Annotated in this window: 23 protein-coding genes; 19 read left to right on the top strand and 4 right to left on the bottom strand. The window is 58.8% G+C overall.

All coding sequences use genetic code 11. The features are described 5' to 3' along the window. Positions 1 to 27 precede the first annotated feature (27 nt). The 8 genes from ppa (at position 28) to purH (ending at position 8,704) form a co-directional block, all read left to right on the top strand. A complete protein-coding gene (gene ppa / locus NAT49_RS01775) occupies positions 28 to 564 on the top strand; it encodes an inorganic diphosphatase (RefSeq protein WP_251589877.1) in 537 nt (178 codons plus the stop codon). A 134-nt stretch (positions 565 to 698) separates the two neighbouring features. Next, entirely contained in the window at positions 699 to 2,663 is a 1,965-nt protein-coding gene (gene dsbD, locus NAT49_RS01770) for a protein-disulfide reductase DsbD (RefSeq protein ID WP_251589875.1), read from the top strand. Between the two features lie 209 nt (positions 2,664 to 2,872). Then, a complete protein-coding gene (gene accB, locus NAT49_RS01765; RefSeq protein WP_251589873.1) occupies positions 2,873 to 3,343 on the top strand; it encodes an acetyl-CoA carboxylase biotin carboxyl carrier protein in 471 nt (156 codons plus the stop codon). Positions 3,344 to 3,361: 18 nt separating this feature from the next. Continuing rightward, positions 3,362 to 4,705, top strand: coding sequence for an acetyl-CoA carboxylase biotin carboxylase subunit (gene accC / locus NAT49_RS01760; RefSeq protein ID WP_251589872.1), 1,344 nt, complete (start codon positions 3,362 to 3,364; stop codon positions 4,703 to 4,705). Positions 4,706 to 4,775: 70 nt separating this feature from the next. Continuing rightward, entirely contained in the window at positions 4,776 to 5,696 is a 921-nt protein-coding gene (prmA, locus tag NAT49_RS01755; RefSeq protein ID WP_251589871.1) for a 50S ribosomal protein L11 methyltransferase, read from the top strand. A gap of 93 nt (positions 5,697 to 5,789) precedes the next feature. Beyond that, positions 5,790 to 6,800, top strand: coding sequence for a tRNA dihydrouridine synthase DusB (gene dusB, locus NAT49_RS01750; protein WP_251589870.1), 1,011 nt, complete (start codon positions 5,790 to 5,792; stop codon positions 6,798 to 6,800). A gap of 11 nt (positions 6,801 to 6,811) precedes the next feature. Next, entirely contained in the window at positions 6,812 to 7,087 is a 276-nt protein-coding gene (fis, locus tag NAT49_RS01745) for a DNA-binding transcriptional regulator Fis (RefSeq protein WP_251591900.1), read from the top strand. 42 nt (positions 7,088 to 7,129) lie between these two features. Then, positions 7,130 to 8,704, top strand: coding sequence for a bifunctional phosphoribosylaminoimidazolecarboxamide formyltransferase/IMP cyclohydrolase (purH, locus tag NAT49_RS01740; protein ID WP_251589869.1), 1,575 nt, complete (start codon positions 7,130 to 7,132; stop codon positions 8,702 to 8,704). 502 nt (positions 8,705 to 9,206) lie between these two features. On the opposite strand, the gene NAT49_RS01735 is transcribed toward purH, so the two are convergent. After that, complete coding sequence (locus tag NAT49_RS01735) at positions 9,207 to 10,271, bottom strand: acyltransferase family protein (RefSeq protein WP_251589868.1); 1,065 nt, start codon at positions 10,269 to 10,271, stop codon at positions 9,207 to 9,209. Between the two features lie 357 nt (positions 10,272 to 10,628). Between NAT49_RS01735 and NAT49_RS01730 the strand changes: the two genes are divergently transcribed. Continuing rightward, the gene (locus NAT49_RS01730) at positions 10,629 to 10,784 is read left to right on the top strand and encodes a hypothetical protein (RefSeq protein WP_251589866.1); all 156 of its coding nucleotides are present in this window, start codon (positions 10,629 to 10,631) and stop codon (positions 10,782 to 10,784) included. A gap of 38 nt (positions 10,785 to 10,822) precedes the next feature. On the opposite strand, the gene NAT49_RS01725 is transcribed toward NAT49_RS01730, so the two are convergent. Continuing rightward, positions 10,823 to 11,827 (bottom strand): adenosine deaminase, encoded by a 1,005-nt coding sequence (locus NAT49_RS01725; protein ID WP_251589864.1) that lies wholly within the window; start codon positions 11,825 to 11,827, stop codon positions 10,823 to 10,825. A 209-nt stretch (positions 11,828 to 12,036) separates the two neighbouring features. Between NAT49_RS01725 and NAT49_RS01720 the strand changes: the two genes are divergently transcribed. The 7 genes from NAT49_RS01720 to putP all read left to right on the top strand — a co-directional run bounded on the left by NAT49_RS01720 (position 12,037) and on the right by putP (position 21,303). Then, a complete protein-coding gene (locus NAT49_RS01720; RefSeq protein ID WP_251589862.1) occupies positions 12,037 to 13,029 on the top strand; it encodes a Bug family tripartite tricarboxylate transporter substrate binding protein in 993 nt (330 codons plus the stop codon). Continuing rightward, the gene (locus NAT49_RS01715; RefSeq protein ID WP_251589860.1) at positions 13,029 to 13,472 is read left to right on the top strand and encodes a tripartite tricarboxylate transporter TctB family protein; all 444 of its coding nucleotides are present in this window, start codon (positions 13,029 to 13,031) and stop codon (positions 13,470 to 13,472) included. The genes NAT49_RS01720 and NAT49_RS01715 overlap by 1 nt, the downstream gene beginning before the upstream one ends. Then, on the top strand, positions 13,472 to 14,977 hold the full coding sequence (locus NAT49_RS01710) for a tripartite tricarboxylate transporter permease (protein ID WP_251589859.1): 1,506 nt from the start codon (positions 13,472 to 13,474) through the stop codon (positions 14,975 to 14,977). Before NAT49_RS01715 ends, NAT49_RS01710 begins: the two co-directional genes overlap by 1 nt. A gap of 216 nt (positions 14,978 to 15,193) precedes the next feature. After that, the gene (locus tag NAT49_RS01705) at positions 15,194 to 15,565 is read left to right on the top strand and encodes a hypothetical protein (RefSeq protein WP_251589858.1); all 372 of its coding nucleotides are present in this window, start codon (positions 15,194 to 15,196) and stop codon (positions 15,563 to 15,565) included. A gap of 29 nt (positions 15,566 to 15,594) precedes the next feature. Then, a complete protein-coding gene (locus NAT49_RS01700; protein ID WP_251589857.1) occupies positions 15,595 to 16,365 on the top strand; it encodes an AraC family transcriptional regulator in 771 nt (256 codons plus the stop codon). 185 nt (positions 16,366 to 16,550) lie between these two features. After that, on the top strand, positions 16,551 to 19,739 hold the full coding sequence (putA, locus tag NAT49_RS01695; protein WP_251589856.1) for a bifunctional proline dehydrogenase/L-glutamate gamma-semialdehyde dehydrogenase PutA: 3,189 nt from the start codon (positions 16,551 to 16,553) through the stop codon (positions 19,737 to 19,739). An 82-nt stretch (positions 19,740 to 19,821) separates the two neighbouring features. Continuing rightward, positions 19,822 to 21,303 carry a sodium/proline symporter PutP gene (putP, locus tag NAT49_RS01690; RefSeq protein ID WP_251589855.1) on the top strand — a complete coding sequence of 494 codons (1,482 nt, stop codon included), beginning with the start codon at positions 19,822 to 19,824 and terminating at the stop codon, positions 21,301 to 21,303. 211 nt (positions 21,304 to 21,514) lie between these two features. Here putP and NAT49_RS01685 read toward each other — a convergent pair whose 3' ends face one another. Continuing rightward, complete coding sequence (locus tag NAT49_RS01685) at positions 21,515 to 21,790, bottom strand: hypothetical protein (RefSeq protein WP_251589854.1); 276 nt, start codon at positions 21,788 to 21,790, stop codon at positions 21,515 to 21,517. 50 nt (positions 21,791 to 21,840) lie between these two features. Beyond that, a complete protein-coding gene (locus NAT49_RS01680; protein ID WP_251589853.1) occupies positions 21,841 to 22,491 on the bottom strand; it encodes an MBL fold metallo-hydrolase in 651 nt (216 codons plus the stop codon). A gap of 246 nt (positions 22,492 to 22,737) precedes the next feature. On the opposite strand from NAT49_RS01680, the gene NAT49_RS01675 reads away from it, so the two are divergent. The 3 genes from NAT49_RS01675 (at position 22,738) to NAT49_RS01665 (ending at position 25,728) form a co-directional block, all read left to right on the top strand. Then, positions 22,738 to 23,220, top strand: coding sequence for an FKBP-type peptidyl-prolyl cis-trans isomerase (locus NAT49_RS01675; protein ID WP_285835984.1), 483 nt, complete (start codon positions 22,738 to 22,740; stop codon positions 23,218 to 23,220). 97 nt (positions 23,221 to 23,317) lie between these two features. Continuing rightward, complete coding sequence (locus NAT49_RS01670; RefSeq protein WP_251589851.1) at positions 23,318 to 24,706, top strand: YcjX family GTP-binding protein; 1,389 nt, start codon at positions 23,318 to 23,320, stop codon at positions 24,704 to 24,706. Further along, positions 24,703 to 25,728 (top strand): YcjF family protein, encoded by a 1,026-nt coding sequence (locus NAT49_RS01665; protein ID WP_251589850.1) that lies wholly within the window; start codon positions 24,703 to 24,705, stop codon positions 25,726 to 25,728. The genes NAT49_RS01670 and NAT49_RS01665 overlap by 4 nt, the downstream gene beginning before the upstream one ends. Positions 25,729 to 25,738 lie beyond the last annotated feature (10 nt).

The raw sequence follows: 25,738 nt of genomic DNA, 5'->3' as shown, positions 1-25,738 counted from the left end.
TCTATTGACCAGACCAAGGACTCACCCATGAGTTTCGACAAGATTCCGGCCGGGAAAGACCTTCCGAACGACATTTACGTAGCGATCGAGATTCCCGCCAATCACGCGCCCATCAAGTACGAAATTGATAAGGAAATGGACGCGCTGCTCGTCGACCGTTTCATGGCGACCCCCATGTTCTACCCGGCCAACTACGGCTTTATCCCCAACACGCTGGCCGATGACGGCGACCCCCTCGACGCGCTTGTTGTCACGCCGTATCCGGTCCAGCCGGGTTCTGTCATCCGCGCCCGCCCGGTCGGCGTTCTCAACATGACCGATGAAGCCGGTGAAGATGCCAAGCTTGTCTGTGTCCCGCACGAAAAACTGAGCGCGCTTTATGACGACGTTCATGAAGTAACCGACCTGCCCGAGCTTCTTCGCCAGCAGATCGCTCACTTTTTCGAGAACTACAAGGATCTCGAGAAAGGTAAATGGGTCAAGGTGGAGTCCTGGGACAACGCCGACGCGGCCAAGAAAGCCATCGAAAAGTCCGTCGCCGCATACCAGAACGACGCACGCTGAGCGCTTAAACGCTCATTCAGCTGTACGTTCCAACAGGGCCACCCTTCGAGGTGGCCCTGTTGATTATGAACGTTTTTCCCGAACCGTTGCCTCATACACGCCAAGTCGCCGCTTATCCACACCGAGGACGTTAGATGCTTGCTCGCCTTCTTTCCTGCATGGTCCTTCTGTGTCTACTCGGAGTGTCCTTTCAGGCCAGAAGCGACTGGTTCAGCGACAACGACACCTCCGCACCGCTCAACGAGCACCAGTTTCTTCCGGTCGATAGTGCCTTCCCCTACACCAGCTGGGTCGACGACGGCAGGCTTTATGTCCGCTTCGATAACGCCGACGGTTACTACCTTTATAAGCGTCAGTTTTCACTTGAAAGCACCACCGAAGGCGTCACTCTTGGGGCTCTAACGCTCCCGCCGGGCAAGCCAAAACACGACGACTATCTGGGTGACATCGTAGCCTATTACGGGCAGACGACCCTATCAGCGCCGATTCAGACAGCGCGCGGTGATCTCGACACAGTCGATGCAACGCTCGGCTTTCAGGGCTGCGCGGACAAGGGGCTTTGCTATCCGCCGGAAAGCCGCACTCTTTCGGTCACGCAAGATACCAATGACGCCTCGACGGCAACGGATGTATCGCCTCAAGGTACCGATCAAACGCTCAGCACTGACACCCCTCAAAGTACTGACATCTCTCAAAGCACTGGCATCTCTCAAAGCACTGGCATCTCTCAAAGTAATGAGCCGGCTGATTCCAGCACTCAGGCGCGAGAACCCATGCCAAAAGGCGCTTCTTCGCCAGTGCTTGCGCCTCAGAGTCCGACCGCGTTTTCGTGGTGGCAGCTCGGCCTGTACGTTCTGGCAGGCCTGGGGCTAACCTTTACCCCGTGCGTATTGCCGATGCTCCCCATCCTTTCCTCACTGATCGCGGGTCAACACGCCACACGCCGCCGAGCATTTACACTGTCGTGCAGCTATGTGCTGGGCATGGTCGGCGCCTACACCCTTCTTGGCAGTCTTATCGGCCTTTTCGGGGCACAGCTCAATCTTCAGGCGAAGCTTCAATCGCCGTGGGTGCTTGGCGGGTTTTCACTGCTGTTCGTCGTGTTTGCGCTGTGGCTTTTTGACCGGATCCATCTGCCAAGCGGCGGCGCCCTGCAACAGCGCCTGAGCCGCCTGCAGGACCGGCTTCACGGGCATGGTACCCTGGGCCTCATGGGCGCAGGGGCGCTGTCAACGCTGATTGTTTCACCGTGCATTTCCGCACCGCTGGCCGGCATCCTTCTTTATCTGTCGACCACCGGTGACGTCATCAAGGGCGCGCTCGCGCTTGCTGCGCTCGGGCTCGGCATGGGCGCGCCGCTTATCCTGATCACAACGCTCGGCGTTCGCCTGCTTCCTAAAAGCGGCCCGTGGATGACCAGCATCAAATACGCGTTTGGTGTCTTGATGCTCGCGATGAGCCTGTGGCTTTCCATGCGCTGGCTACCGCCCACACTCAGTCTGGCACTGTGGGGGCTCTTGGCACTCGGTATCGGCCTGGCCCTTGCGGTGGGGGCTCTTAACGCAGTGCTGATCTTCAAAAAGCCGCTTAGAACCCTGCCGCTTTTGATCGCACTCCCGCTTACGCTGTATGGCGCGGCGGCGCTTGTTGGCGCGCTGGGTGGCGGACAAGCGATTCTTTCGCCGCTGTCTCTCTACAGCGGCGAACATCGCGCATCAAGCGATACGACCGAGCCCGAGTTCACCACGGTCACATCGCTCGATGCGCTTGAGCGCGCCGTTGAACGTGCCCGGCAACAGGGGCGCCCGGTGATGGTTGATGTCTACGCTGACTGGTGCATCAGCTGCCTCGAGATGGAGCGCACGCTATTCAAGGCCCCGGACATCAGAACCCATCTCGATCGGATGGCGCTGATCAAGCTCGACGTTACAAGGACCACACCACAGACGCGAAACGCCCTTGAGGCACTGGCCCTTTTCGGGCCGCCGAGCCTTCTCTTTTACAGCGATTCGACAGAGCTAAAAGCGCAGCGTCTGGTGGGTGAGCCCACGCATGCCGAACTGCTCGACGTCCTGCGCGTCGTTGCCCCGAAAACGTGAACCAAACGGTGTTTACTAACCTTTTGTGCCAGACTGGACACACTCTCGTTTTTTCTGCAAAATCCGCCAACAACTGCTTTGCACGTTATCTTGCATGATCATGATGTGATCGTGTCGAAACAGGATAAGGTTAACAGCGCATCGCACCTCATCATGTCATCGGTCGATTCATGCGGCCATTCACGTCTTAAACAGCCAGGATATGCTCTATGGACATTCGCAAGGTCAAGAAACTGATCGAACTTCTGGAAGAATCCAACATCAGTGAAATCGAGATTCAGGAAGGCGAGGAGTCCGTTCGTATCAGTCGAAACATGGGCAATGTACCGCAATACGGCGCACCCATGGCCGGCGGATATTATCCCCAGCAGGCGCCCGCCCCTCAGCAGGCGCAACAGCCTCAGGCCGCAGCGACCGAAGAGCCAAGCGCACCGGCACAGCCTGCAGGCCATGAACTGCTTTCACCCATGGTCGGTACCTTCTATCGCTCCCCCGCCCCGGGCGCCAAGCCGTTCGTCGAGATCGGTCACAGCGTCAAGAAAGGCGACGTCATCTGCATCGTCGAGGCCATGAAGATGATGAACCAGATCGAGGCCGACAAAGACGGCACCATCGAGGCCATTCTTGTGGAAGACGGCGAGCCGGTCGAATTCGATCAGCCATTGATCATCATCTCCTAAGACGGCATAGGGTCCATCATGTTGGAAAAGGTACTGATCGCCAATCGAGGCGAAGTCGCACTGCGCATTCTCCGCGCGTGCAAGGAACTTGGCATCAAAACGGTCGCCGTCCATTCCAAGGCCGATCGCGACCTGATCCATGTTCGTCTGGCCGATGAGGCTGTCTGCATCGGCCCGGCCCCTTCCAGCGCGTCGTATCTGAACATTCCCGCGCTGATTTCCGCCGCGGAAGTGACCGATTCGACCGCCATTCATCCGGGCTACGGGTTTCTGTCCGAAAACGCCAACTTTGCCGAACAGGTCGAGCGCTCCGGCTTCGTCTTTGTTGGCCCGTCCGCAAGCGTCATCCGCCTGATGGGCGACAAGGTCTCGGCGATCGAGGCCATGAAAAAAGCCGGCGTACCCACGGTGCCAGGCTCCGATGGCCCGCTGTCTGACAACGACGAGGAAGTGCTCGAAACAGCACGCCGCATCGGTTACCCGATCATGATCAAGGCGGCTGCCGGCGGCGGCGGTCGTGGCATGCGCGTCGTTCACAAGGAAAGCCAGCTGCTGTCCTCGGTCAGCGTCACCAAGAGCGAGGCCAACGCGGCCTTCGGCAGTGGCGTGGTCTACATGGAGAAGTATCTGGAGAAACCGCGTCACGTCGAGGTGCAGGTGCTGGCCGACGGCCAGGGTAACGCCATTCACCTGTTCGACCGTGACTGCTCGCTACAGCGCCGCCACCAGAAAGTCCTGGAAGAAGCGCCCGCGCCACACATCGATCCAGCCGCCCGAGAGAAAGTGCTCAAGGCCTGCACCGATGCCTGCGTTGAACTCAACTACCGCGGCGCCGGCACGTTCGAGTTCCTGTACGAAGACGGCGAGTTCTACTTCATCGAGATGAACACCCGCGTCCAGGTCGAGCATCCGGTTACCGAAATGGTTACGGGCGTCGACATCGTCAAGGAACAGCTGAAGATCGCCTCGGGTCAGAAGCTCTCGATCACGCAGGATGAGGTCAAGTGCGACGGCCATGCGTTTGAGTGCCGCATCAATGCAGAAGACGCACGCACGTTCATGCCCTCCCCCGGCAAGGTCACCTTCTACCACGCCCCCGGCGGGCTCGGCGTGCGCATGGACTCGCACCTCTATACCGGTTACACGGTTCCACCGCACTACGACTCCCTGATCGGCAAGCTGATCACCTGGGGCGAGCACCGTGAAAGTGCATTGACGCGCATGAAGAACGCGCTCGATGAGCTGCTGGTCGAAGGCATCAAGACCAACATCGATCTGCAAAAGGATCTGGTTCGCGACGGCGCATTCCAGCAAGGTGGCGTCAACATCCACTATCTCGAAAAGAAACTGGGCCTGAGCTAACGCCGGCACCAGTGGATCATGAGGGCGATTGCATCGCCCTTTTTTTGTTTGAGCACTCAGGATCTGCCCCATGCCCTGGCTACAACTCAAAGCCCATATCCCCCCCGAACACGCGGAACCGCTCGAAGAGCTGCTTCTCGCAGAAGGCGCCAACGCCATTACACTCGAGGACGCCGAAGACACGCCGGTGTTCGAGCCCGAGCGCGGATCGACGCCGCTCTGGAATCAGACCGTCCTGACCGGTCTCTACGATGACCTCGAAGGCGCCGACGCCATGCTCGCCCGTGTGGCCGCCGGCTGGTCCATCGCCCAGCCTGGCGAACCCTGCCCGGTCATTACCTATGAAATTCTCGATGATCAGGACTGGAACCGGGCCTGGATGGACAACTTCCATCCGATGCAGATGGGCAGCCGGCTCTGGATCGTTCCAAGCTGGCACGAGGCTCCGGAGCCCGACGCTGTCAACCTGCTGCTTGATCCAGGCCTTGCCTTTGGCACCGGCACCCATCCGACCACGGCGCTGTGCATGCGCTGGCTCGACAGTCTTGCCACCCAGAACCGTCTAGCCGATCAGCATGTGCTCGACGTCGGCTGCGGCTCGGGCATTCTGGCGATTGCCGCCCTGAAACTCGGCGCAGCCCACGCGGTAGGTACCGACATCGATCCCCAGGCCCTTCAGGCCAGCCGCGACAATGCGCAGCGCAATCAGATCGAAGACGACCGGTTCGAACTTCACTACCCCGAACACGCCCCGTCTGCGCGCTACCCCATCGTGATCGCCAACATTCTGGCCGCGCCGCTGATCGAGCTCGCCCCCCAGATTGCCGGCAGCGTCGCTCCGGGCGGGCTGATTGCCCTGTCGGGCATTCTTGCTCATCAGGCCGATAGCGTCATGAGTGCCTATGAAGCGCAGGGGCTGATCATGAACTCACCGGTTGAAGAAGACGGCTGGGTTCGGCTGGACGGGTTTCGCTCCGAGCACACCGCCTGAACGAAACACATGCATTTTCCCTTCAATATGGCGCCAGCGCTCGGTATCATGGAGCGCTTTCAGTGACCGTCCATTACACCACCTAGACAGGCTATGCGATCTTCGATGCTTCGAATCGGTCCGTACACCCTTGATAATCGCGTGGTTCTCGCCCCGATGGCCGGCGTGACCGACCGCCCCTTTCGAACGCTATGCTATCGGCTTGGCGCCGGCATGACCGTGTCGGAAATGGTTACTGCCGACAAGCGGCTCTGGCACACCCCGAAATCACGGCTGCGCCTGGATCATAGCGGTGAACACGGCTTGAAAAGCGTACAGATCGCCGGCGGCGACCCGGACATGCTGGCCGACGCCGCGCGAGCCAACGCCGACCACGGCGCTGAACTCATCGACATCAACATGGGCTGCCCGGCCAAGAAAGTGTGCAACAAGGCCGCAGGCTCGGCACTGATGCGCGATGAGGCGCTGGTCGAGCGGATTCTAGAGGCCGTGGTCAACGCCGTCTCCATCCCGGTCACACTCAAGATGCGCACCGGATGGTCAGAGGATAACCGCAATGCGGTGCGCATCGCCCGCATGGCCGAGCAGGCCGGCATTCAGGCGCTGGCCGTGCATGGCCGCACCCGCACGCAACGCTATGAAGGCGCTGCCGAGTACGCAACCATTGCCGCGGTCAAACAGGCGGTGTCGATCCCGGTGATCGCCAATGGCGACATCGACTCACCGGAGAAGGCCGTACAGGTTCTTGAAAACACCGGCGCCGATGGACTCATGATCGGTCGGCCGGCTCAGGGCAACCCCTGGATCTTTCGCGACATCGTCCATTATCTGAACCATGGCGAACGACTGCCGCCGGTCACTCGAGACGAACGTGCCCTGATCATGCACGAGCATCTCGATGCGCTCTACGCCCATTACGGCGAGCATATGGGCACGCGCATCGCCCGCAAGCACGTTGGCTGGTATCTGGCCGCACACGCAAGCATGGAGGCCAAGAAAGCATTCAACACGCTTGAAAGCCCGTCTGATCAACACGTGTTCGTGGACGACGTCCTGAGCCACCCCCTCCCTCACACCCTGCCGGATGGAACCGTTGCCGCATGAACAGCAGACCGATGATTGTCAGTACCATGAACGACGCATCTCCGGCCGAGGCGCCCACGTCTCAAACACTCAGAGAAGCCGTGGAAACATCGATGGCGCGCTATTTCGAGCACCTTGACGGCGGCAATGTCACCGACCTTTACGCCATGGTGATGGCTGAAGTCGAAGCGCCGCTGCTCCAGGCCGTCATGGTGCATACCCAGGGCAACCAGACAGTGGCGTCTCAGGTACTCGGTTTGAACCGGGGAACGCTGCGCAAGAAACTGAAACAGTACGACCTTCTATAACGCGTTCCTAACGCCTCACACACTCTATCGAGCTGAATCATCATGGCTGAACACGCAACTCCAGTCCGCCGCGCCCTTTTAAGCGTCTCCGACAAGACCGACCTCGTTCCGTTCGCCCGCGCCCTTGAAGCACGTGGCGTCGAGCTTCTTTCCACCGGCGGCACCTACCGCCTTCTGAAAAGCGAGGGCGTCGCGGTCACCGAGGTGTCTGAACACACCGGGTTTCCGGAAATCATGGATGGCCGAGTCAAGACGCTGCACCCTCGCATCCACGGAGGCATTCTGGGCCGTCGCGGACAGGACGATGCTGTCATGGCCGAGCATGATATCGCGCCGATCGATCTGGTAGTGGTCAACCTGTACCCGTTCGCAGCCACCGTTGCCAAGGACGACTGCACCCTTGAAGACGCCATCGAGAACATCGACATCGGCGGCCCGACCATGGTGCGCTCCTGCGCCAAGAACCACGCCTACACCACCATAGTGGTTAATCACGGCGATTATGACGCGGTTTTAAAGGCACTTGGCGAGCACAATGGGGAAGTTCCGAAGCCGCTGCGCTACGCACTCGCGGTCAAGGCCTTCGAGCATACGGCAGGCTACGATTCAGCGATTGCGACGTATCTGAGCCGCCAGCAGGAAAGTGACGGGTTTCCCGCGACCTGGAGCACGCAGTACCTCAAGAAACAGTCCATGCGTTATGGCGAAAACCCCCATCAAAGTGCGGCGTTTTACGTTGAAGCCGAGGCAAGCGAGCCGAGCGTATCCACCGCAGAGCAGCTTCAGGGCAAGGCCCTTTCCTACAATAACGTGGCAGACACCGATGCCGCGCTTGAGTGCGTCAAGGCGTTTGATGACATCGCCTGCGTGATCGTCAAGCACGCCAATCCCTGCGGTGTGGCCACCAGCAAGGAAAGCCAGCTCGAGGCCTATGAGCGCGCCTTCCAGACCGACAGTGAATCCGCGTTCGGCGGCATCATTGCCTTCAATCGCCCACTGGACGCAGAAACGGCACGCGCCATCATCGATCGGCAGTTCGTTGAAGTCATCATCGCGCCAAGCGTCGAGGAGCAGGCTCGACCGATTCTTGCCGCCAAGACCAATGTGCGTGTGCTCGAATGTGGTCAGTGGGACGGCGCCGAAGCGACACCGGATTGGGATCTGAAGCGCGTCAAGGGCGGCCTTCTGGTTCAAAGCCGTGATCAAGGCATGGTCGGTGTGGATGATCTCAAGGTCGTGACCGAGCGCACGCCAAGCGATCAGGAAATCAATGATCTGCTCTTTGCCTGGAAAGTGGCCAAGTTCGTCAAATCCAACGCCATCGTGTATGCGAAAGCCGAGCAGACCGTCGGCATTGGCGCAGGCCAGATGAGCCGGGTCAACTCTGCGCGCATCGCAGGCATCAAGGCCGAACACGCAGGCTTTGATGTCGCGGGCTCTGTCATGGCCTCCGATGCGTTTTTCCCGTTCCGTGACGGCATCGATAACGCCGCCAAGGCAGGCATCAAGGCCGTTATCCAGCCAGGTGGCTCGATGCGTGACCAGGAAGTCATTGACGCTGCCAACGAAGCGGGCATTGCCATGATCTTTACCGGCATGCGCCACTTTCGTCACTGACCGCAGTATGGACAACACAAAAAAGCAGCCCAAGGGCTGCTTTTTTAATACCTGACGCCTTTTTAAATGACGTTATAAAGCGGGCCTTCTAGTCCGCTTTATTTCAAAACGTTTGCAGTATTTCTACTTACCTTTCTAATACCGTTCTAAAATAACATATTGCTACATAAATTACGCCTTCTTTGGGCATCTTTGCACAGACATTAGTTGTATCCTTCCCTACCATTAGCGGCGAAGCGCAGCTAGGGCTTCACCATAACTCCACCAACGCACAAGGAACATGACGTGTTCAAGATCATCACTTCTATCGTTGTAACTGTAACTGTCAGCGCAGGCGCCTACGCTTACTCACAGACCACCTCTTACACTTCTACCAGTGTATTCAGCGGTGACTCTGTACCGGCTGCCATCTGCAACTGATAGCCAGTCAGTATGAAAAAGCTGCCCTCGGGCAGCTTTTTTTTATGTCTTTTATTTAGAATTTCTTATCGAGACAAGCGTCTCATACAGGCTGTGCGCGTCGAAGCGTCAAGGTCGGCACATCGAAAAGAAGCTTGCCGGCACCGACATTGAGTAACCGGTAGAGCATCAAGCAGACTGCGATGTTTAAAACAACTGCAATGGGCGGCGCAAGCGCTGCCACGACTTCGGCGTTGAGCTGATAGGCGCCAAGCGCAAATACGAACTGGCAAGTGATCAGAATCGTAATCTTGTGCATGACGTAGATCGGCAGTGTTTTTTGACCCAGTGTCTTGAGCGTTTTAAGGCTGAAACGCGTCGATGCCCAGCAGCAGGCGTCCATTCCCGCAAGCACCATGAAGACCGCCAGGAGCGTTCGCCCCCCCGGTGCGTAGAACCAGTCGTTCAGGATTTCGATTGGCAAAATGATCAACGTCATGGTGGTGGTCAGCATGAACCGCTTTGGCTTGAACGTGGCAAACGCCTCGAAAAAACGCTGCTTGTAGAAACAGCCTGCGGCAAAAAAGAAGGCGTTTTCGACGATGCCCCGAATGCCCCAGTTATCGATCAAGACAATCGAGAAAATCGACAGTAAAAACGTGACTGGAACGACAATCGCTGCCAAGCGGTTGAGCGCCTTGAACACCACGAAATAGGCCGCAAGCGCATAGAGGTACCAGACACCGTTGGTGCCGAACAGCACCGTTTCAATCTGCTCATCAAGCGTCAACGGCAGCGTGCCCGCGTTCGGCACATACTCGGGGTTGGCAAACTGGACCAGCAGAAACGCGGAAACAGTTCGAAGAATCACCCACAGCACGTAGAGCCACAGCATCATCGCAAGCCGAGGCTTGAGAGTAATCTGCCAGGGGCGGCTTACGATCGCGGAGTGCGCCAAAAGCCCCGAAATCAGAAAGAACAGCGGCATCCTCAAGGGCTTGAGTGCGACCACCAATTTGAACCACAGGGTGTGGGCTAGCGTGTCCTGAAAAGGCGAGGCGTCCATCATGAAATAAACGGCGTGATAAAGCACGACCAGAACGATACAGGCGCCTTTGGCCGCATCGATCCAGTCGATGCGTGACTTGGGTTGGCTTGATGCCGTCATTATTGCAGCTCCGATGTAATCGGCGCAGATAGTTAGTGAATTGGATCCTGTTGTCGAGGTCGGATAACCAAACTACCACCAAATAAATATAAGTTAACATTCAAGCCAGCTGACTTTGGTTACCACCTATTTATTACCGCCTGATTATCCCGGTTATTCATTTCGGCTACTCTTGAGCACCAGATCACTCAAACATAATAATAATTTACTAGCTTTCTAATATTCACAAATAAATCGGAAAACCTCTCACTCTCAACGACAGCGTTGCACACAAAAACATCGGACTCATCCAGATCACGCTATACACGTTGCATTTTGTAACAAGACCAACAAAATCCTCAGCTAAAAGAATGAGTCTTGTTCACCGAGCAAGCACTGCCGATGGCTTGGCGCTCGCTCACAGCCAACACCGCACTGTTTTTTCAAGCGATAAACCCGACCACCAAAAAAGCCATGCAGTTGCATGGCCTTTTTTTCTATCTATACCGGCGCCTTGTAGCCAAGCTACCTTGACGCGCACTCGGTTTGTTCAGTACCGGGCCTATCCAATGCTAGGACTGCTCGAAGTACGCCTCGATGCGCTGGCGCAACGCGTCCCGACGCATGTCGCTCACGAACGCTGCCTCTACCGCGTTCAGACTCAGGGTACGCCAGGTGTCTCTGGAAAGATCAAAGGCGGCCTGCACTGCAAGGAAGTTGGCGTTCATGTACCCGCCGAAATAGGCCGGATCATCGGAATGCAGGGTGACGCAAAGCCCGTGTTCGATCAGCGCCGGCAACGGGTGTGCTGACATGTCCGGCACCGTTTTCAAGTACACGTTCGACAGTGGACACACCGTCAGCGGGATACGCCGTTCAACGAGCGTTTTTGCAAGCTCGGGGTCCTCCAGGCTTCGAATGCCGTGATCGATGCGCTCGGCCTTGAGCACCTCGAGCGCTCCCTTGATGTACTCAGCCGGCCCCTCTTCTCCGGCATGCACGACGACATGAAAGCCGTCGCTCCGGGCACGCTCGAAGACACGCTCGAACTTTTCGGGCGGATTGCCCACCTCGGCCGAATCAAGGCCCACGCCGATGAAGTGCTCGCGGTACGGAAGCGCCGCTTCGTAGGTTTCGAGCGCATGCTCTTCGGACATGTCTCGCAAAAAGCTCAGGATCAACCCACTGGTGATGCCGTAGGTCGCTTCCGCCTCATCAAGTGCCCGCGTGATGCCCGCCACCTGGGTCGAGATACTGACGCCTCGCGCAAGATGCGCCTGAGGGTCGAAAAAAAGCTCGGTATGCATCACCGCGTTGTCATGACAGCGCTTCAGATAGGCCGCCGTCAGGTCAAAAAAGTCCTGCTCGGTGTAAAGCACGTTCATGCCCTGATAGTACAAATTCAAGAAGGACTGTAGATCCTCGAATTCGTACGCCTGCCTGACCTGCTCGACCGAGTCGAACGGCAGGGTCACGTCATTGCGACGCGCCAGCTCGAACATCAGCTCAGGCTCGAGCGTGCCCTCGATGTGCAAATGCAGTTCGATCTTTGGAAGTGATTCAAGAAAGGCGTTCACGGGGGTCTCCACATACATCATAAGAAGCGCGCCATTGTCCCATGTTTTACGTCGAAATGCCTGATCAGGACAGCATCCACGTCGTTTCGCGATTAGACGAAAGCCGTCTGTACAGGCAACGGAGGTCACGATTAGATTCTACTTGAAAGAACAATATTCTACCTTACAGAACTGTAAGGTTACGACCTGCCCGCTGGGAGATATCTACAATGACAAGATACATTCGCTCGACGCTTGCTCTTGCCGCCGCATCGGCGCTTGCCGTAACCGCACCCACCGCTCTGGCTTTTGAGCCCCAGGGCAAGGTGGACTGCATCGCACCTTCTGATCCGGGCGGCGGCTGGGATTTCACCTGCCGTAGCGTCGGCCGCCTGCTTGAGCAGCAGGACAAGGTCTCGGGCAACGTACAGACCACCAACATGGCCGGTGCCGGCGGTGGGGTTGCCTTCGCGCATACCGTCAGCAAGCGCCGCAAGGATGAGAGCCTGATTGTTGCGGCCAGTACCGCCACCACCACACGCCTTGCCCAGAAACAGTTCCCCGGCATGAACGCCGACATGGTCAAGTGGGTCGCAGCGCTGGGCGCGGATTACGGCATCATCGCCGTACGCAAGGACTCGCCCTACAACTCGCTGCCGGAGCTGATGGACGCGGTCAAGAAAGACCCCCGGGCGATTTCCTTTGCCGGCGGCAGTGCGACCGGTGGCTGGGATCACCTGAAAGTGCTCCAGACCGCCGAAGCGGCCGGCGTGGATAAACTCAAGAAGATCAAATACCTCTCCTACAACAACGGCGGTGAGGCCATTACCCAGATTCTCGGCGGCCATATCACGGCGTTTACTGGGGATATCTCCGAGTCGGTTGGCTTTGTCGAGTCAGGCGATCTAAAAGTCCTGGCCGTACTGTCTGACAAGCGCCTGCCGGAGCCGCTGGAGGACATCCCGACCGCCGAGGAACAGGGCATCGATTCGGTCGGTGCCAACTGGCGTGGGTTCTACATGCCGGGCCAGGTTTCCGACGATGCCTATCAGTGGTGGGTCCAGACGCTTGATCAGCTCTATACCACTGACGCCTGGCAAAAGGTGATGAAACAAAATGGCTTGATGCCCTTCCACATGTCCGGTGATGAGTTCACCGCGTATGTAAAAGAGCAGATCGCAGACATCGCCAAACTCTCCAAAGACATCGGAATGACCAAGTGATGCACATCAACGACCGACTGTTCGGCGTCGTGTTTCTCCTGCTGGCCGTGGCATACGGCTGGCAGGCCCAGCAGTTCCCCGAACCGCTGGGCGGCAGTGAAAGCATCGGCCCGTCGACCTTCCCAACGCTGCTTGCGGTCGTGCTCGGCCTTGGCAGCCTCTACATGATGATTCGTCCCGACCCGGACAGCGGCTGGCCGGTCGGCAAGACGCTCTTCGAGCTGATCGGTGTGGTGGTAATTCTTGTGGTCTACACCGCCCTGCTCGAATCGGTTGGCTTCATCATCATGACCACCCTGGCCGTTGGCCTTTTGAGCTGGCGAATGCATGCCCCGCCGCTCAAGGCCTTTCTGACCGGACTGATCAGCGCCGTCGTTGCGTTCGTTCTGTTCAATTACGGCCTCGAGCTGACCTTGCCTAACGGCATCCTGGAGCTGGGTTAATGGATACGATCAATTACCTTTTACAGGGGTTCGAGGTCGCACTCACCCCTCAGAATCTGCTGCTTGCGCTGATCGGCTCGTTTCTGGGCACCTTGATCGGCGCACTGCCCGGGCTCGGCCCGGCCAACGGAGTGGCGATCCTTATTCCGCTCGCCTTCACGCTTGGCCTGCCGCCGGAATCGGCGCTGATCATGCTGACCGCGGTCTATGCAGGCGCCATGTACGGCGGACGCATTTCCTCCATTCTCTTGAACATCCCAGGCGATGAGCCGGCGATGATGACCTGTCTCGACGGCTATCCGATGGCCAAGCAGGGCAAGGCCGCCGAAGCACTCACCATCTCGGCGGTTGCTTCCTTTATTGGAAGCATCGTTGCCACCATCGGGCTGATCCTTCTGGCGCCACTGCTTGCGAATTTCGCCCTGAGCTTTGGTTCGGCCGAGTATTTCGCGCTGTTCGTACTGGCGTTCGCAACGCTTGGCGGCATTACCGGCAAGAATCCGGTCAAGACGCTGGTCGCCGCCGCCATCGGACTGATGATGTCGACCATCGGCATCGATATTTCGACCGGCCAGCCTCGCTACACCTTCGGCATGCTTGAACTGTTCGAGGGCATCGATTTCATCATCGCCATTGTCGGGCTGTTCGCCATTTCAGAGCTGATGTTCTTCATCGAGCGTCACATGGGCGATGGCGACAGCATGGTCAAGATGAACAAGCTCAAGATCAACGTCAAAGAGCTGATCGCAGTGCTGCCGACCAGCCTTCGCGGCGGTGTGGTGGGCTTCATTTCAGGCGTTTTACCGGGTGCGGGCGCCTCGCTTGGCAGCTTTTTGAGCTATACGGTCGAAAAGCGCATTCTCGGACGCAAGAACGACTTCGGCAATGGTGATCCCAGGGGGGTGGCCGCGCCGGAAGCCGGCAACAACGGCGCCGCCAGCGGTGCACTGGTGCCGATGTTGACGCTTGGTATTCCTGGAAGTGGCACGACCGCAGTGCTTCTGGCCATGCTGGTGTCGTTAAACATCACACCGGGGCCGATGATGTTCCAACAGCACGCCGACATTGTCTGGGGCGTTATCGCGGCCCTGCTGCTGGGTAACGTGCTGCTGCTTTTATTGAACATTCCCATGGTCGGCATCTTCGTCAAACTGTTGTCCGTACCGCCCAAGTATTTGATGCCGATCGTCACGCTGGTAGCCATCGTCGGCATCTATTCGATCAGCCACTCGGCGTTCGATCTGTACTTCATGGTGGCCTTTGGCGTGCTGGGCTACGTCTTTCGCAAGATCGACATTCCATTGGTGCCGATCATTCTCGGCCTGCTGCTCGGACCGGAAATGGAAAAGAACCTGCGCCACGCCATGATGCTGTCCGACGGGGACTGGACCGTGCTTTGGAGCAGCGGCCTGTCGATCGGCATTTGGGCCATTGCCATCGCCGGCCTGGTCCTTCCGTATCTGCTCGGACCGCTTCTTCGCCGCAAGATGCACAAACCGTCCTGATGGACCCAACGCGCGCCCGCCCGGGCGCGCGTTCGCAACTGCAACGCCCTTCGCTGCTGTCCGCTGCGCCTTTGTCCATCCGCTTTCTCCTGTTCGCTGTTCCTTTTTCTGGTCGCTGCCGCTCGCTTTGGCCGTTGATCAACACCCTGAATGTCGTGTCGTCGTCGCCCACCTGCGCGTGATAAAATGTTTCTTTTATGACGCTCGGATGCCCCGATGGCCATCTACCTTTTGACCTTTATCGTGTGTCTTACGATCTCGAGCTTCATGGTCGTTGCCCTGGTATTGACGCGACGCACCTCTCGTTATCGCACCGACCCGGAGCAGCTGCTGTCGCTGATCGACTCGGCGCTTGCCTGCACCCTGAGCGAGAATGAGTGGAACGCCGTGATCGGGTATCCCATCCGCCACGACCCCTACCTTGAAAGCCTGCGACGCCGCTGTCAGGCGATCATGGACAATCACGGTCAGCCGTGGCTGGTCGAGCGCAATGGGCGTCTGTTTTCGACTCAGGGCATGAGCGAACTCGAGGCGATTCGGGTCCACCTCAATGCGCGCTTGACGCTTCGCAGATCAAACGCCACTTGAAGCTGCCCTCACGTCAGGAGTCATCGGTCATGTCGTCCAATAGCCTGATACGCATTGCCCCTCTGGCCACGGTCAGCCAGCACCACGCCCACGCGCATTATCAGATCGTGATTGGCCTGTCCGGCCGGGCCGCGTTCGATATCGATGGCCGCGGAGGCGAAGTCGGCGCCTTCCAGGGCTGCCTGGTGCCGGCAAGTCGCACCCACGCCTTTGCAGGCCTTGGCGATAACAGCCAGCTCATCCTTGACCTCCCCGAGCATGCGCCGGCGCTCTCCGGGCACTATCGCGAGCATCTCAAGCTGTTCGATGCGCCCTGCTATTTCGAACTCGATGACGCTCTAACGCATTATCTTGCCTTCATGGTGCGCGAGCTCGACCAGCACGCCAGCCGCGCCGACAGCGATCTTCTGGCCTCGACGCTGCTCAGCAGCATCTACCACCGCCAGTTTCCGACCGGGCTTACCCAAAGCGGCCGGCTCGATCTTTGCGCCATCGACGACTACATCGAGCGGCACATGATGGATGGCGTGGCAGTGGGGGCGCTTGCCCGGCTGAGTTTTCTGAGCCCGGCGCATTTCAGTGCGCTCTTTCGGGAGCAGACAGGTCTGTCACCCTACCAATACATCATGAAAAAGCGCCTCGAACAGGCGCGTGTCATGCTCAGGACCACCTCAAACTCGCTGACCCAGATCGCGGAACGCTGCGGCTTTGCCAACCAGAGCGCCCTGTCCCATGCATTCAAACGCCACATCGGCCACACGCCGACCCGAGAACGCGTGCAAAGCGCTCACGCAAGATGACAAAACGACTCATCTTCCGCGTTTTTGACACGCATGACATGAAAATTGACAAGACGCTGTAACCTGCCTGTCCTTAAAGTCATGCCGGGCGCTTTCTTATCCCGATCCGGGAACAACACCAACAAATCACTTTGGCATCCTCCATGCCCGAGTACAGCGCTCATTTGGCCTCGAGAGGAACGCATATGCTATCGACCGATCAAATGCTCGCCCCGTCCACCTGGCAGCATCCCCTGAAACGACTGTTCGATCGGATCAGCGATCATTACATCGTTGACGAAGACACCTACGTCGAAGCACTGGCTCACCTGATTCACGGCTCCGATGCCGACATTGAGCGCATCGGCGACAAGACCGCGGAACTGGTTCGAGAAGTCCGCGCCATGGATACCTCGGTCGATTCGATCGACGAGCTTTTGCAGCAATACAGCCTCGACACCCAGGAAGGCGTGTTGCTGATGTGTCTGGCAGAAGCCCTGCTGCGCATCCCCGACCCGGCAACCGCCGACGCCCTGATCGACGACAAGCTGGGCGTGGCCGACTGGAAGGCGCACCTCGGCAAGAGCGAATCCTGGTTCGTCAACGCCTCGACCTGGGGCCTTTTGACCACCGGGCGTGTGCTGAAGCTCGATCAGCCGAAAGACGGCCAACCAGCCAGCTTCATCAACAAGCTCGTCAACCGCATGGGCGAGCCTGTCATTCGCCAGGCGATGATGCAGGCGATGAAGGTGATGGGACGCCAGTTCGTCTTGGGGCGTGATATCGATGAGGCGTTGAAGCGCTCGAAGCCACTGTTCAAGAAAGGCTACACCTACTCCTACGACATGCTCGGCGAAGCGGCACTGACCCGCGCCGACGCCAAGCGCTATTTCGACGACTACGCCAAGGCAATCGACGCCGTCGGCGGCACCGTCAAGCAGCTCGGCAAGAAATCGCCGTCGCCGTCGGTCTCGATCAAGCTGTCGGCCCTGCATCCGCGCTACGAGTTCGGCCACCGCAGTCAGGTGCTCGAGGAACTGGTCGCAACCGTTAGAGAACTGGTCACCATGGCGCGCGAGCGCGATGTTGCCATCACCATCGATGCCGAGGAAGTCGACCGGCTCGAGCTTTCGCTTGAAGTCTTCAAGGCCGTCTATGAAAGCGACGCCGCCAGGGGCTGGGGCAAGTTCGGGCTCGTGGTTCAAGCCTACTCCAAGCGCGCACTGCCCGTACTTCACTGGCTGAACAAGCTTGCCGATCAAGGCGATCTGATTCCGATTCGCCTGGTCAAGGGCGCCTACTGGGATACCGAGATCAAGGAAGCCCAGCAGATCGGCATCGACGGCTATCCCGTCTTCACCCGCAAGGCGTGCAGCGACGTCTCCTATCTAGCCTGTGCGGCGTTTTTGCTGTCCGACAACACCTGTGATCGCATCTTCCCGCAGTTCGCGACCCACAATGCGCACACCATCAGCGCCGTACTGGACATCGCCGAACGCTCAAGCCGCCCGTTCGAGTTCCAGCGCCTGCACGGCATGGGTGAGGCACTGTACGACGCCGCGCTCAAGCGCGCCCCCAAGGGCACGTATTGCCGCATCTACGCCCCGGTCGGTGCCCACAAGGATCTGCTGCCATACCTGGTGCGTCGCCTGCTTGAAAACGGCGCAAACTCATCGTTCGTGCACCAGCTGGTTGATCCCAAGGTCCCGGTCGAGACGCTTTGTGTGCATCCGATCGAAACGCTTTCCCACTACGATACCTACGCCAATCAGCGCATTCCGTTGCCGCCGGCCATCTATGGCCCCGAGCGCAAGAACTCGAAGGGCGTGAACCTCAACATCAATAGCCAGTACCGACCGCTGATGGATGAGATGGCGCGCTTCATGGAGACGCCATACCACTATCGCCCCTTGCTCGGCTTCGATGTGAGTGAGGACCGCGACCAGGTCAAGACCGTGTGCTCTCCATATGATCGCCGTCAGACCGTCGGCACCATTCAGTGGACCACCGCCGAGCAGGCCGAAAAGGCCGTCGAAGCTGCCTGGAAAGCCTTCCCTAAGTGGGACGCCACACCCGTTGAAGAGCGCAGCCAGATTCTTGAGCGCTTTGCCGACAAGCTCGAAGCGAACATGGGCGAGCTGATGGCACTGTGTACCCGAGAAGGCGGCAAGCTGCTGACCGATGGCGTGGACGAGATTCGCGAGGCGGTCGATTTCTGCCGTTACTACGCCAAACGCGCCCGCGAAATCTTCGGCGCGCCAACGGTACTGCCGGGGCCGACCGGTGAATCCAACGAACTTTTCATGATGGGTCGTGGCGTATTCGCAACCATCAGCCCGTGGAACTTCCCGGTTGCCATCTTCTGTGGCCAGACGGTCGCAGCGGCCGTTGCCGGCAACACGGTGCTTGCCAAGCCCGCCGAACAGACATCGCTGATCGCAAGCCGCGTGATCGAGCTTCTTTATGAAGCCGGCATGCCACGGGACGTCGTTCAGTTGCTGCCAGGCGATGGCCCAACGGTCGGTGCGGTGCTTTCAGGCGACGCCCGGATCACCGGTGTCGCGTTCACAGGCTCAACCCAGACCGCACAGCTGATCAACCGCTCGCTTGCTGGCCGTGAAAACGCCGCACTGCCGACGCTGATTGCCGAAACCGGCGGACTGAATGCCATGATCGTCGATTCGACCGCCCTGCCCGAGCAGGTCGTGTCAGACGTCGTCGCCTCCGGCTTCCAAAGCGCTGGCCAGCGCTGTTCGGCGCTTCGCGTGCTCTATATCCAGGAAGACGTCGCCGAGCGCGTGATCGAAACCCTCAAGGGCGCCATGGCAGAGCTCAGCGTTGGGCACCCCGGCAAGCTCTCGACCGACGTTGGCCCGGTGATTGACGACGACGCTCGCGCCGATCTTCAGGCACACATCGACAAGCTCAAGGGTGAAGGCCGCTTGATCGCCGAAACGCCAATGGACCCCGAGGCGACCGGGCATGGTTCCTTCATTACACCCACGGCGTTCAAGATCGACGGCATGGATGCGCTGGAGACCGAACAGTTCGGACCCATCCTGCACATCGTCACCTTCAAGGCCAGCGAGGTCGATGAGGTCATCAATACCATCAACGCCAAGGGGTATGGACTGACCTTCGGCGTACACAGCCGTAACGAGAGCTTCACCCGGTATGTGGCCGAGCGCGTTCGTGTTGGCAATGTCTACGTCAATCGCAATATCATTGGCGCTGTCGTCGGTGTCCAACCATTTGGCGGACAAGGTTTTTCCGGAACGGGCCCCAAGGCCGGCGGGCCACATTACCTGCTGCGTTTCGCAACGGAAAAGACACGTACGATCAATACGGCAGCGCTTGGAGGCAATGCGTCTCTGCTTGCGCTTGGCGACGAGTAGCGCGAACGGCCTGTAACTCCTGGCCTACGGTGGGCGTGGCCATTGCCACGCCCCGGACAACAACAACCCAGGGATAATGACCATGGTTGAAAACAACATCACGATCGGCATCACGTTTGCCATCTATCTTTTAATAATGCTGGGCATCGGGGTTCTGGCCTACAAGCGCACCAGCGACCTCTCGGACTACATCCTCGGTGGCCGTTCACTCGGTCCGTGGACCTCGGCCATCTCCGCCGGCGCGTCTGACATGTCCGGCTGGCTGCTGCTGGGTCTCCCCGGCGCCGCCTACATCAGCGGGCTTTCCGCCAGCTGGATTGCGGTTGGCCTTCTGGCCGGCACCTGGCTCAACTGGCTACTGGTAGCACGGCGGCTTCGCGTGTACAGCTTCATTGCCAGCGACTCGCTGACGCTTCCGGAGTTCTTCGAGCGCCGCTTTCGCGATCACAGCCATATGCTCCGCGTCATCTCGGCCATCTTCATCCTGATCTTCTTCCTGTTCTACACAAGCTCAGGACTGGTCGCCGGTGGCAAGCTGTTCAATACCGTTTTCGGTATCGACTATTTCTGGGCCGTGACCTTCGGCACCATCGCCATCATTTCCTACACCTTCTTCGGCGGCTTTCTGGCGGTCTCATGGACTGACCTGATTCAGGGCCTGATGATGGCCGTGGCGCTGGTAATCGTACCGATCGTTGCCGTGTTCGACATGGGCGGTCTCAGCAACTCGATTGCCCGCATCAACGCCGAGAACCCGATGCTGCTCGAATGGTTCCGAGACGCTGCCACCGGTGAAAACCTGACCTGGATCGCCATCGTCTCGTCACTGGCCTGGGGCCTTGGCTATTTCGGCCAGCCGCATATCCTTGCGCGCTTTTCGGCCATCCGTAGCCCGAGCGACGTTCCGGCGGCGCGCCGCATTGCGGTCATCTGGTCAATGCTTGGCCTGATCGCAGCGGTCTGCATCGGTCTGCTGGGTCTTGTGTATGTGCCGAAGGATCTGGCCGATGGCGAGAAGATTTTCATGATCATGGTGAACTTCATCTTCCATCCAGCCGTTGCCGGCGTACTTCTGGCCGCGATTCTGGCCGCGGTCATGTCCACCGCCGACTCTCAGCTGCTGGTGTCGTCTTCAGCGCTTGCCGATGACTTCTACAAGGCCCTGTTTCGCAAAAACGCCACTCAAAAAGAGCTTGTGTGGGTCGGTCGCGTCTCGGTGCTCGGCATTGCCCTGCTTGCATACCTTCTGGCGCTCAACCCGGATTCAAGCGTTCTGACCCTGGTGTCCTACGCCTGGGCCGGATTTGGTGCAGCCTTTGGCCCGGCCTTGATCCTGTCGCTGTTCTGGAAGCGCATGACACGCTGGGGCGCGCTTGCCGGTATCGTTGTGGGCGGCGTGACTGTACTGGTCTGGGCGGAACTGTCCGGCGGTATCTTCGACCTTTATGAGATCGTACCGGGCGTTATCCTCTCCTACATCGCGATCGCGCTGGTGTCGATGATGACCAAGGCGCCGTCTCAGGAAATTCAGGACGAGTTCGATAGCGTGGTGGCCGAGCGGTAAGCGGCGCCACAGTGCTCTTGGCCCGCCTCTGGCGGGCTTTTTTTATGCGCACCACGCTCTCCATGCCCAAGCGTTACCACCTTCATTGCCCGTGTTCACGGCTTTTGGTTCGCTAAATCCCTGGCTTGCTAGCCCCCAGGCTCGCCAGACCCTCTGAATCAGACACAAAAAACCCCGGCCAAGCCGGGGTTTTTTGTGTTTCAAGCATCGATCAATGAATCTTTTTGACCGCCCAGCCCATCACTGCCTTGGCGGCAAATCCGATGAGAGCCAGAAGGATCAGGGTCAGAAACATCGAAATCGGCTTGACGATGAAGGTTGCAACCAGCACCCCGGCCACACCGCTCCAGACGTAGCGATCGTAGTCATCGACGTGCAGGGCATCCGGCACCCATTTCTGTACGAATTGACCGAACGAACCATCCCACGCCTTGTTGGCGAAGAAGGCCACCAGGCCGCAAACAACGATCCAAATCAAAGCTACCATCATTTCTCTCCATCACTGTCAGGGTCATGCGGGAACAGTCTAACAGACACTCACGCAATTACGTGATCGCCAACGAAGGGATTGTTCGATCGTTCCTGCCCAATGGTCGAGGCCTCGCCATGGCCCGGCACGAAGCGCATGTCATTGCCGAGTGACCAAAGCGTCGTCTTGATCGAGTGAACAAGTGTGTCGAAGTCGCCGCCTGGCAGATCCGTTCGCCCGATGGAGCCCTTGAACAGAACATCACCGGTCTGGGAAAGCCCTGCATCGTGATCGACGAAAATAACGTGGCCCGGCGCATGCCCAGGGCAGTGATAAACCGCCAGCTCACGCGCCCCCAGCCCCACTCGGTCCCCGTGGACAAGCCACTGATCGATGACCGGCGTTCGTGGTGGGGTAAGCCCGAACATCGAGGCCTGCTGTGAAAGCGCCGCAATCAGTGGCTCATCGGCCTGATGCGGACCAATTACCGGCACCTCGAAGCGCTCGGCGATATCCATCACACCGCCGACGTGATCCAGGTGGGCATGCGTCAACAGAATCTTGGTCGGCCGAACGCCCAGCCGCTCGACCGCCGCGATGATTCTATCGGCGTCACCGCCGGGGTCGACGATGGCTGCCTCAAGGGTATCGGTGCAGTACAGTACGGTGCAGTTCTGGGCAAAGGGCGTCACGGGCACGCAGAGGTAATCAAGGCTCATAAAAGGTATCCAAGGACGGTGTTCAAGCGGCAAGCCTAGCCTTGAGACAGGGCACGGTGCAATTTAAGGCGTTTTACGTGCTTTTTTTCAAAAAAATTCGCTTCTCTCCCTTGAAAGCGGATCAGGCCATCACAACGTAGTGATCATGGACGGGATATCTCCCGAGAGATTGATTGAGATGTTACGAAGCACTTAACGTCTGACCCGAACTTTTCGACATGCACTGACCGACCTTAGGATCCAATTATGGAAATCGCACAAAACACTGTCGTCGCCTTTCATTACACGCTCAAAAACGATTCGGGCGAAGTCCTCGACAGCTCCGAAGGCCGTGAGCCGCTGACATACCTTCACGGTGCGGGCAACATCGTACCGGGCCTTGAAAAGGAAATGGCCGGCAAAACCGAAGGCGAAAAATTCGAAGTACGCGTTGATTCCGCTGAAGGCTACGGCGAAGTTCAGCCGGCGCTGGTTCAGGAAGTTCCGCGTGATGCGTTCCAGGGCGTCGACAACGTCGAGCCGGGCATGCAGTTCCAGGCACAGACTGAAGGCGGCCCGCTGCTGGTCACCGTCAAGGATGTCCAGGGCGATACCGTCACTGTCGACGGCAACCACCCGCTCGCCGGCGAAGCACTGAACTTCGACGTAAGCATTCAGGAAGTTCGCGAAGCGAGCGCTGAAGAAGTCGAGCATGGCCACGTGCACGGCGAAGACGGCCACGAGCACTGATCGTCTCATTCGCTTTAAGCGAGTCTTTAAAAGCAGCGCATATTGCGCTGCTTTTTTGTAGGCTGAACAAAAAGATTCAGGGGGTGGAGTAGCCTTCATGGCGTGGACGTTACCCAGACACATTCGAGACGTCGCCGAGCGCGGGCTCGACCGTCAGGTTCGACTGGCGGTGACCGGACTGTCTCGAGCCGGCAAGACGGCCTTTCTGACCTCGCTGATCAATCAGCTCCGCCACGCAGGCCTAGATGCCCAACTGCATCTGATCAAGGCCTCGCGAGAAGGCCGGCTGCTCGGCGCCAAGCGCGAGCTTCAGCCGGATCTTTCCCTTGCCCGCTTTCCCTACGACGAGGCTTTATCGAGTCTTGGCGAGACGCCCCCACGCTGGCCGACGCCCACCCGTGGCATGAGCGAGCTGAGACTGTCGATTCGCTACAAGAGCGAGCGCCCGAGCAAGCGTCTTCTGGGGGAAACCTCGACGCTGACACTGGATCTGATCGACTACCCAGGTGAGTGGCTGCTTGACCTTCCGATGCTCAGGCAGAGCTTTCTTGACTGGTCACAGACCATGAATGCGCTATTGACCCCGTCGCGCCGTACGCACATGGCCGAGTGGCTCGAGGCTCAATCGGACCTGTCACCGGACCAGCCGGCCGATGAACAGCAGCTCGCGGATCTAAGCGCCCACTACACCGAAGGCCTTCATCGCGTACGCAATAACGGGGGCTACTTCATTCAGCCCGGCCGGTTTCTTTTGCCCGGCGAACTCGCAGGCGCGCCGGTTCTGCAGTTTTTCCCCTTGCTCAGCTGCGCCGACTGGTCCGATGAGGCGCTCGAGGCGTTGCCGCCCGAAAGTCTTTACAAGACCTTGAAGGCCCGGTTCGATCACTATCTGAAAACGGTCATCACTCCGTTTTATCGTCAGCATTTTCAACGCTTCGACCGACAGGTGGTCCTCGTTGATGTGTTGACGGCACTGAACAGTGGCCCGGAGGCGTTCGATGAACTTCGAACCACGATGGAAGCCCTGATGCAAAGCTTCAGCTATGGGCGTGCGGGCCTGATCAATCGCCTGTTCGCCCCGCGCATCGACAAGCTTGCCATCGCCGCCACCAAGGCCGATCACGTCACCCCCGATCAGCACGCCGCGCTGGTCGAGTTGTTGACCCAGCTCATGAACGAGCCCTTGAACGACCTTCGTTTCGGTGACATCGAGAGCAAGGCCTTCGCACTGGCCTCCATTGCCGCCACCGAGGCGCGCCGTCTCGAAGAACACGACGCTCAGGCCCTGAGCGGCACGACACTTGAAGGCGAACACGTGCTGATGTTTCCAGGCGAAGTGCCTTCGAAACTTCCGGACGCAGCGTTCTGGGCCCGGCAGGGCTTTCAGTTCACCGGGTTTCGCCCGCGTCCGCATACCGAGGGCCCGTTGCCCCATCTGAGAATGGATGCCCTGCTGGATTGGCTTCTGGGAGACAAGTGGCAATGACCGACCCTAAACCACCTCGCCGCTTCGAGGTGCCCACCGAATCCGCCAAGACGGCGCCACAGCCCATCCCGTCACTTGCCACTGCCCAGCATTTTCCGCTGGAAAGCGTCGGCGCCCGGGTCGAGGAGACACCTGAATCCGACACCCGCGCCGAGCGCGCCGTCGACGATGCCCTTAGCCCGCCCAGAAAACGCCGCTGGGGCCTTATGACGCTATTGAGCGCCAGTCTCGTTATTGGCGGGATACAGTGCGGCGTGCAGGTGTACGAGGCCGTGATCCAAAACGATCCATTCAGCGGGCTCTGGGCCGCACTGGGCGTATTTGGGGCAGGCCTTCTTGCCCGAAGCGGCGGAAAGGAACTGCTGCGGCTCAAACGGCTTCGCCGCCACGCCAAGGTGCGCAAGCGGCTCGAAAATACTCCGCTCGATCAGCCTCTTCTTGCCGATACCGCGCGTCACATGCGTGTGTCAAGGGATGACCCGCACTGGCGCTCCTATCAGAATGCGGTCAATGCGCATCACGACGGCGACGATATCCGCACGCTTTTCTCGCATCACCTGCTGGGGCCGAGAGACCGGGCCGCGTCTCAGCTGATCACGCGGATGTCGAGCGAGACCGCCGCCATGGTTGCCATCAGCCCGATCACCCTGCTGGATATGGGGCTGGTCGCCTGGCGCAACATGCGAATGATCGACCGACTGGCCGACATTTATGGGCTCGAACTTGGCTACGCCAGCCGCCTGCGCCTGTACCGACACGTACTGGCCAACCTGGCGTTTGCCGGAGCTTCCGAGATCGCGGTGGACATGGGCAGTGAACTGCTTGGCATGAATCTGGCTGAAAAGCTCTCAAGTCGCGCAGCTCAGGGGCTTGGAAGCGGGCTCATGACCGCACGACTGGGGCTTCGCGCTCAGCGCTTGCTCAGGCCGTTGCCCTTTACCCGCCAGGAACAGCCAACGCTTGGGCACGTTCGAAAGGCCCTGTGGCAGCAGCTCAAGCGCACCGATGAGCGCCGGGGCTGACGTATAGATA

The organism is Larsenimonas suaedae (assembly GCF_023712105.1).
Taxonomy (GTDB): Bacteria; Pseudomonadota; Gammaproteobacteria; order Pseudomonadales; family Halomonadaceae; genus Larsenimonas; species Larsenimonas suaedae.
Note: the sequence above shows the minus strand (reverse complement) of the source record. Positions and strands in the feature narration are given on the sequence as shown.

What these genes read in the sequence shown, in the direction of transcription:
- dusB (WP_251589870.1), top strand. Translation starts at nt 5,790, where the DNA reads ATGCGATCTTCGATGCTTCGAATCGGTCCGTACACCCTTGATAATCGC.
- NAT49_RS01705 (WP_251589858.1), top strand. Translation starts at nt 15,194, where the DNA reads ATGGCCATCTACCTTTTGACCTTTATCGTGTGTCTTACGATCTCGAGC.
- putA (WP_251589856.1), top strand. Translation starts at nt 16,551, where the DNA reads ATGCTATCGACCGATCAAATGCTCGCCCCGTCCACCTGGCAGCATCCC.
- accB (WP_251589873.1), top strand. Translation starts at nt 2,873, where the DNA reads ATGGACATTCGCAAGGTCAAGAAACTGATCGAACTTCTGGAAGAATCC.
- NAT49_RS01710 (WP_251589859.1), top strand. Translation starts at nt 13,472, where the DNA reads ATGGATACGATCAATTACCTTTTACAGGGGTTCGAGGTCGCACTCACC.
- NAT49_RS01685 (WP_251589854.1), bottom strand. Translation starts at nt 21,790, where the DNA reads ATGGTAGCTTTGATTTGGATCGTTGTTTGCGGCCTGGTGGCCTTCTTC.
- putP (WP_251589855.1), top strand. Translation starts at nt 19,822, where the DNA reads ATGGTTGAAAACAACATCACGATCGGCATCACGTTTGCCATCTATCTT.
- fis (WP_251591900.1), top strand. Translation starts at nt 6,812, where the DNA reads ATGATTGTCAGTACCATGAACGACGCATCTCCGGCCGAGGCGCCCACG.
- dsbD (WP_251589875.1), top strand. Translation starts at nt 699, where the DNA reads ATGCTTGCTCGCCTTCTTTCCTGCATGGTCCTTCTGTGTCTACTCGGA.
- NAT49_RS01670 (WP_251589851.1), top strand. Translation starts at nt 23,318, where the DNA reads ATGGCGTGGACGTTACCCAGACACATTCGAGACGTCGCCGAGCGCGGG.
- accC (WP_251589872.1), top strand. Translation starts at nt 3,362, where the DNA reads ATGTTGGAAAAGGTACTGATCGCCAATCGAGGCGAAGTCGCACTGCGC.
- NAT49_RS01700 (WP_251589857.1), top strand. Translation starts at nt 15,595, where the DNA reads ATGTCGTCCAATAGCCTGATACGCATTGCCCCTCTGGCCACGGTCAGC.
- prmA (WP_251589871.1), top strand. Translation starts at nt 4,776, where the DNA reads ATGCCCTGGCTACAACTCAAAGCCCATATCCCCCCCGAACACGCGGAA.
- NAT49_RS01735 (WP_251589868.1), bottom strand. Translation starts at nt 10,271, where the DNA reads ATGACGGCATCAAGCCAACCCAAGTCACGCATCGACTGGATCGATGCG.
- NAT49_RS01715 (WP_251589860.1), top strand. Translation starts at nt 13,029, where the DNA reads ATGCACATCAACGACCGACTGTTCGGCGTCGTGTTTCTCCTGCTGGCC.
- NAT49_RS01675 (WP_285835984.1), top strand. Translation starts at nt 22,738, where the DNA reads ATGGAAATCGCACAAAACACTGTCGTCGCCTTTCATTACACGCTCAAA.
- NAT49_RS01665 (WP_251589850.1), top strand. Translation starts at nt 24,703, where the DNA reads ATGACCGACCCTAAACCACCTCGCCGCTTCGAGGTGCCCACCGAATCC.
- NAT49_RS01680 (WP_251589853.1), bottom strand. Translation starts at nt 22,491, where the DNA reads ATGAGCCTTGATTACCTCTGCGTGCCCGTGACGCCCTTTGCCCAGAAC.
- NAT49_RS01720 (WP_251589862.1), top strand. Translation starts at nt 12,037, where the DNA reads ATGACAAGATACATTCGCTCGACGCTTGCTCTTGCCGCCGCATCGGCG.
- ppa (WP_251589877.1), top strand. Translation starts at nt 28, where the DNA reads ATGAGTTTCGACAAGATTCCGGCCGGGAAAGACCTTCCGAACGACATT.
- purH (WP_251589869.1), top strand. Translation starts at nt 7,130, where the DNA reads ATGGCTGAACACGCAACTCCAGTCCGCCGCGCCCTTTTAAGCGTCTCC.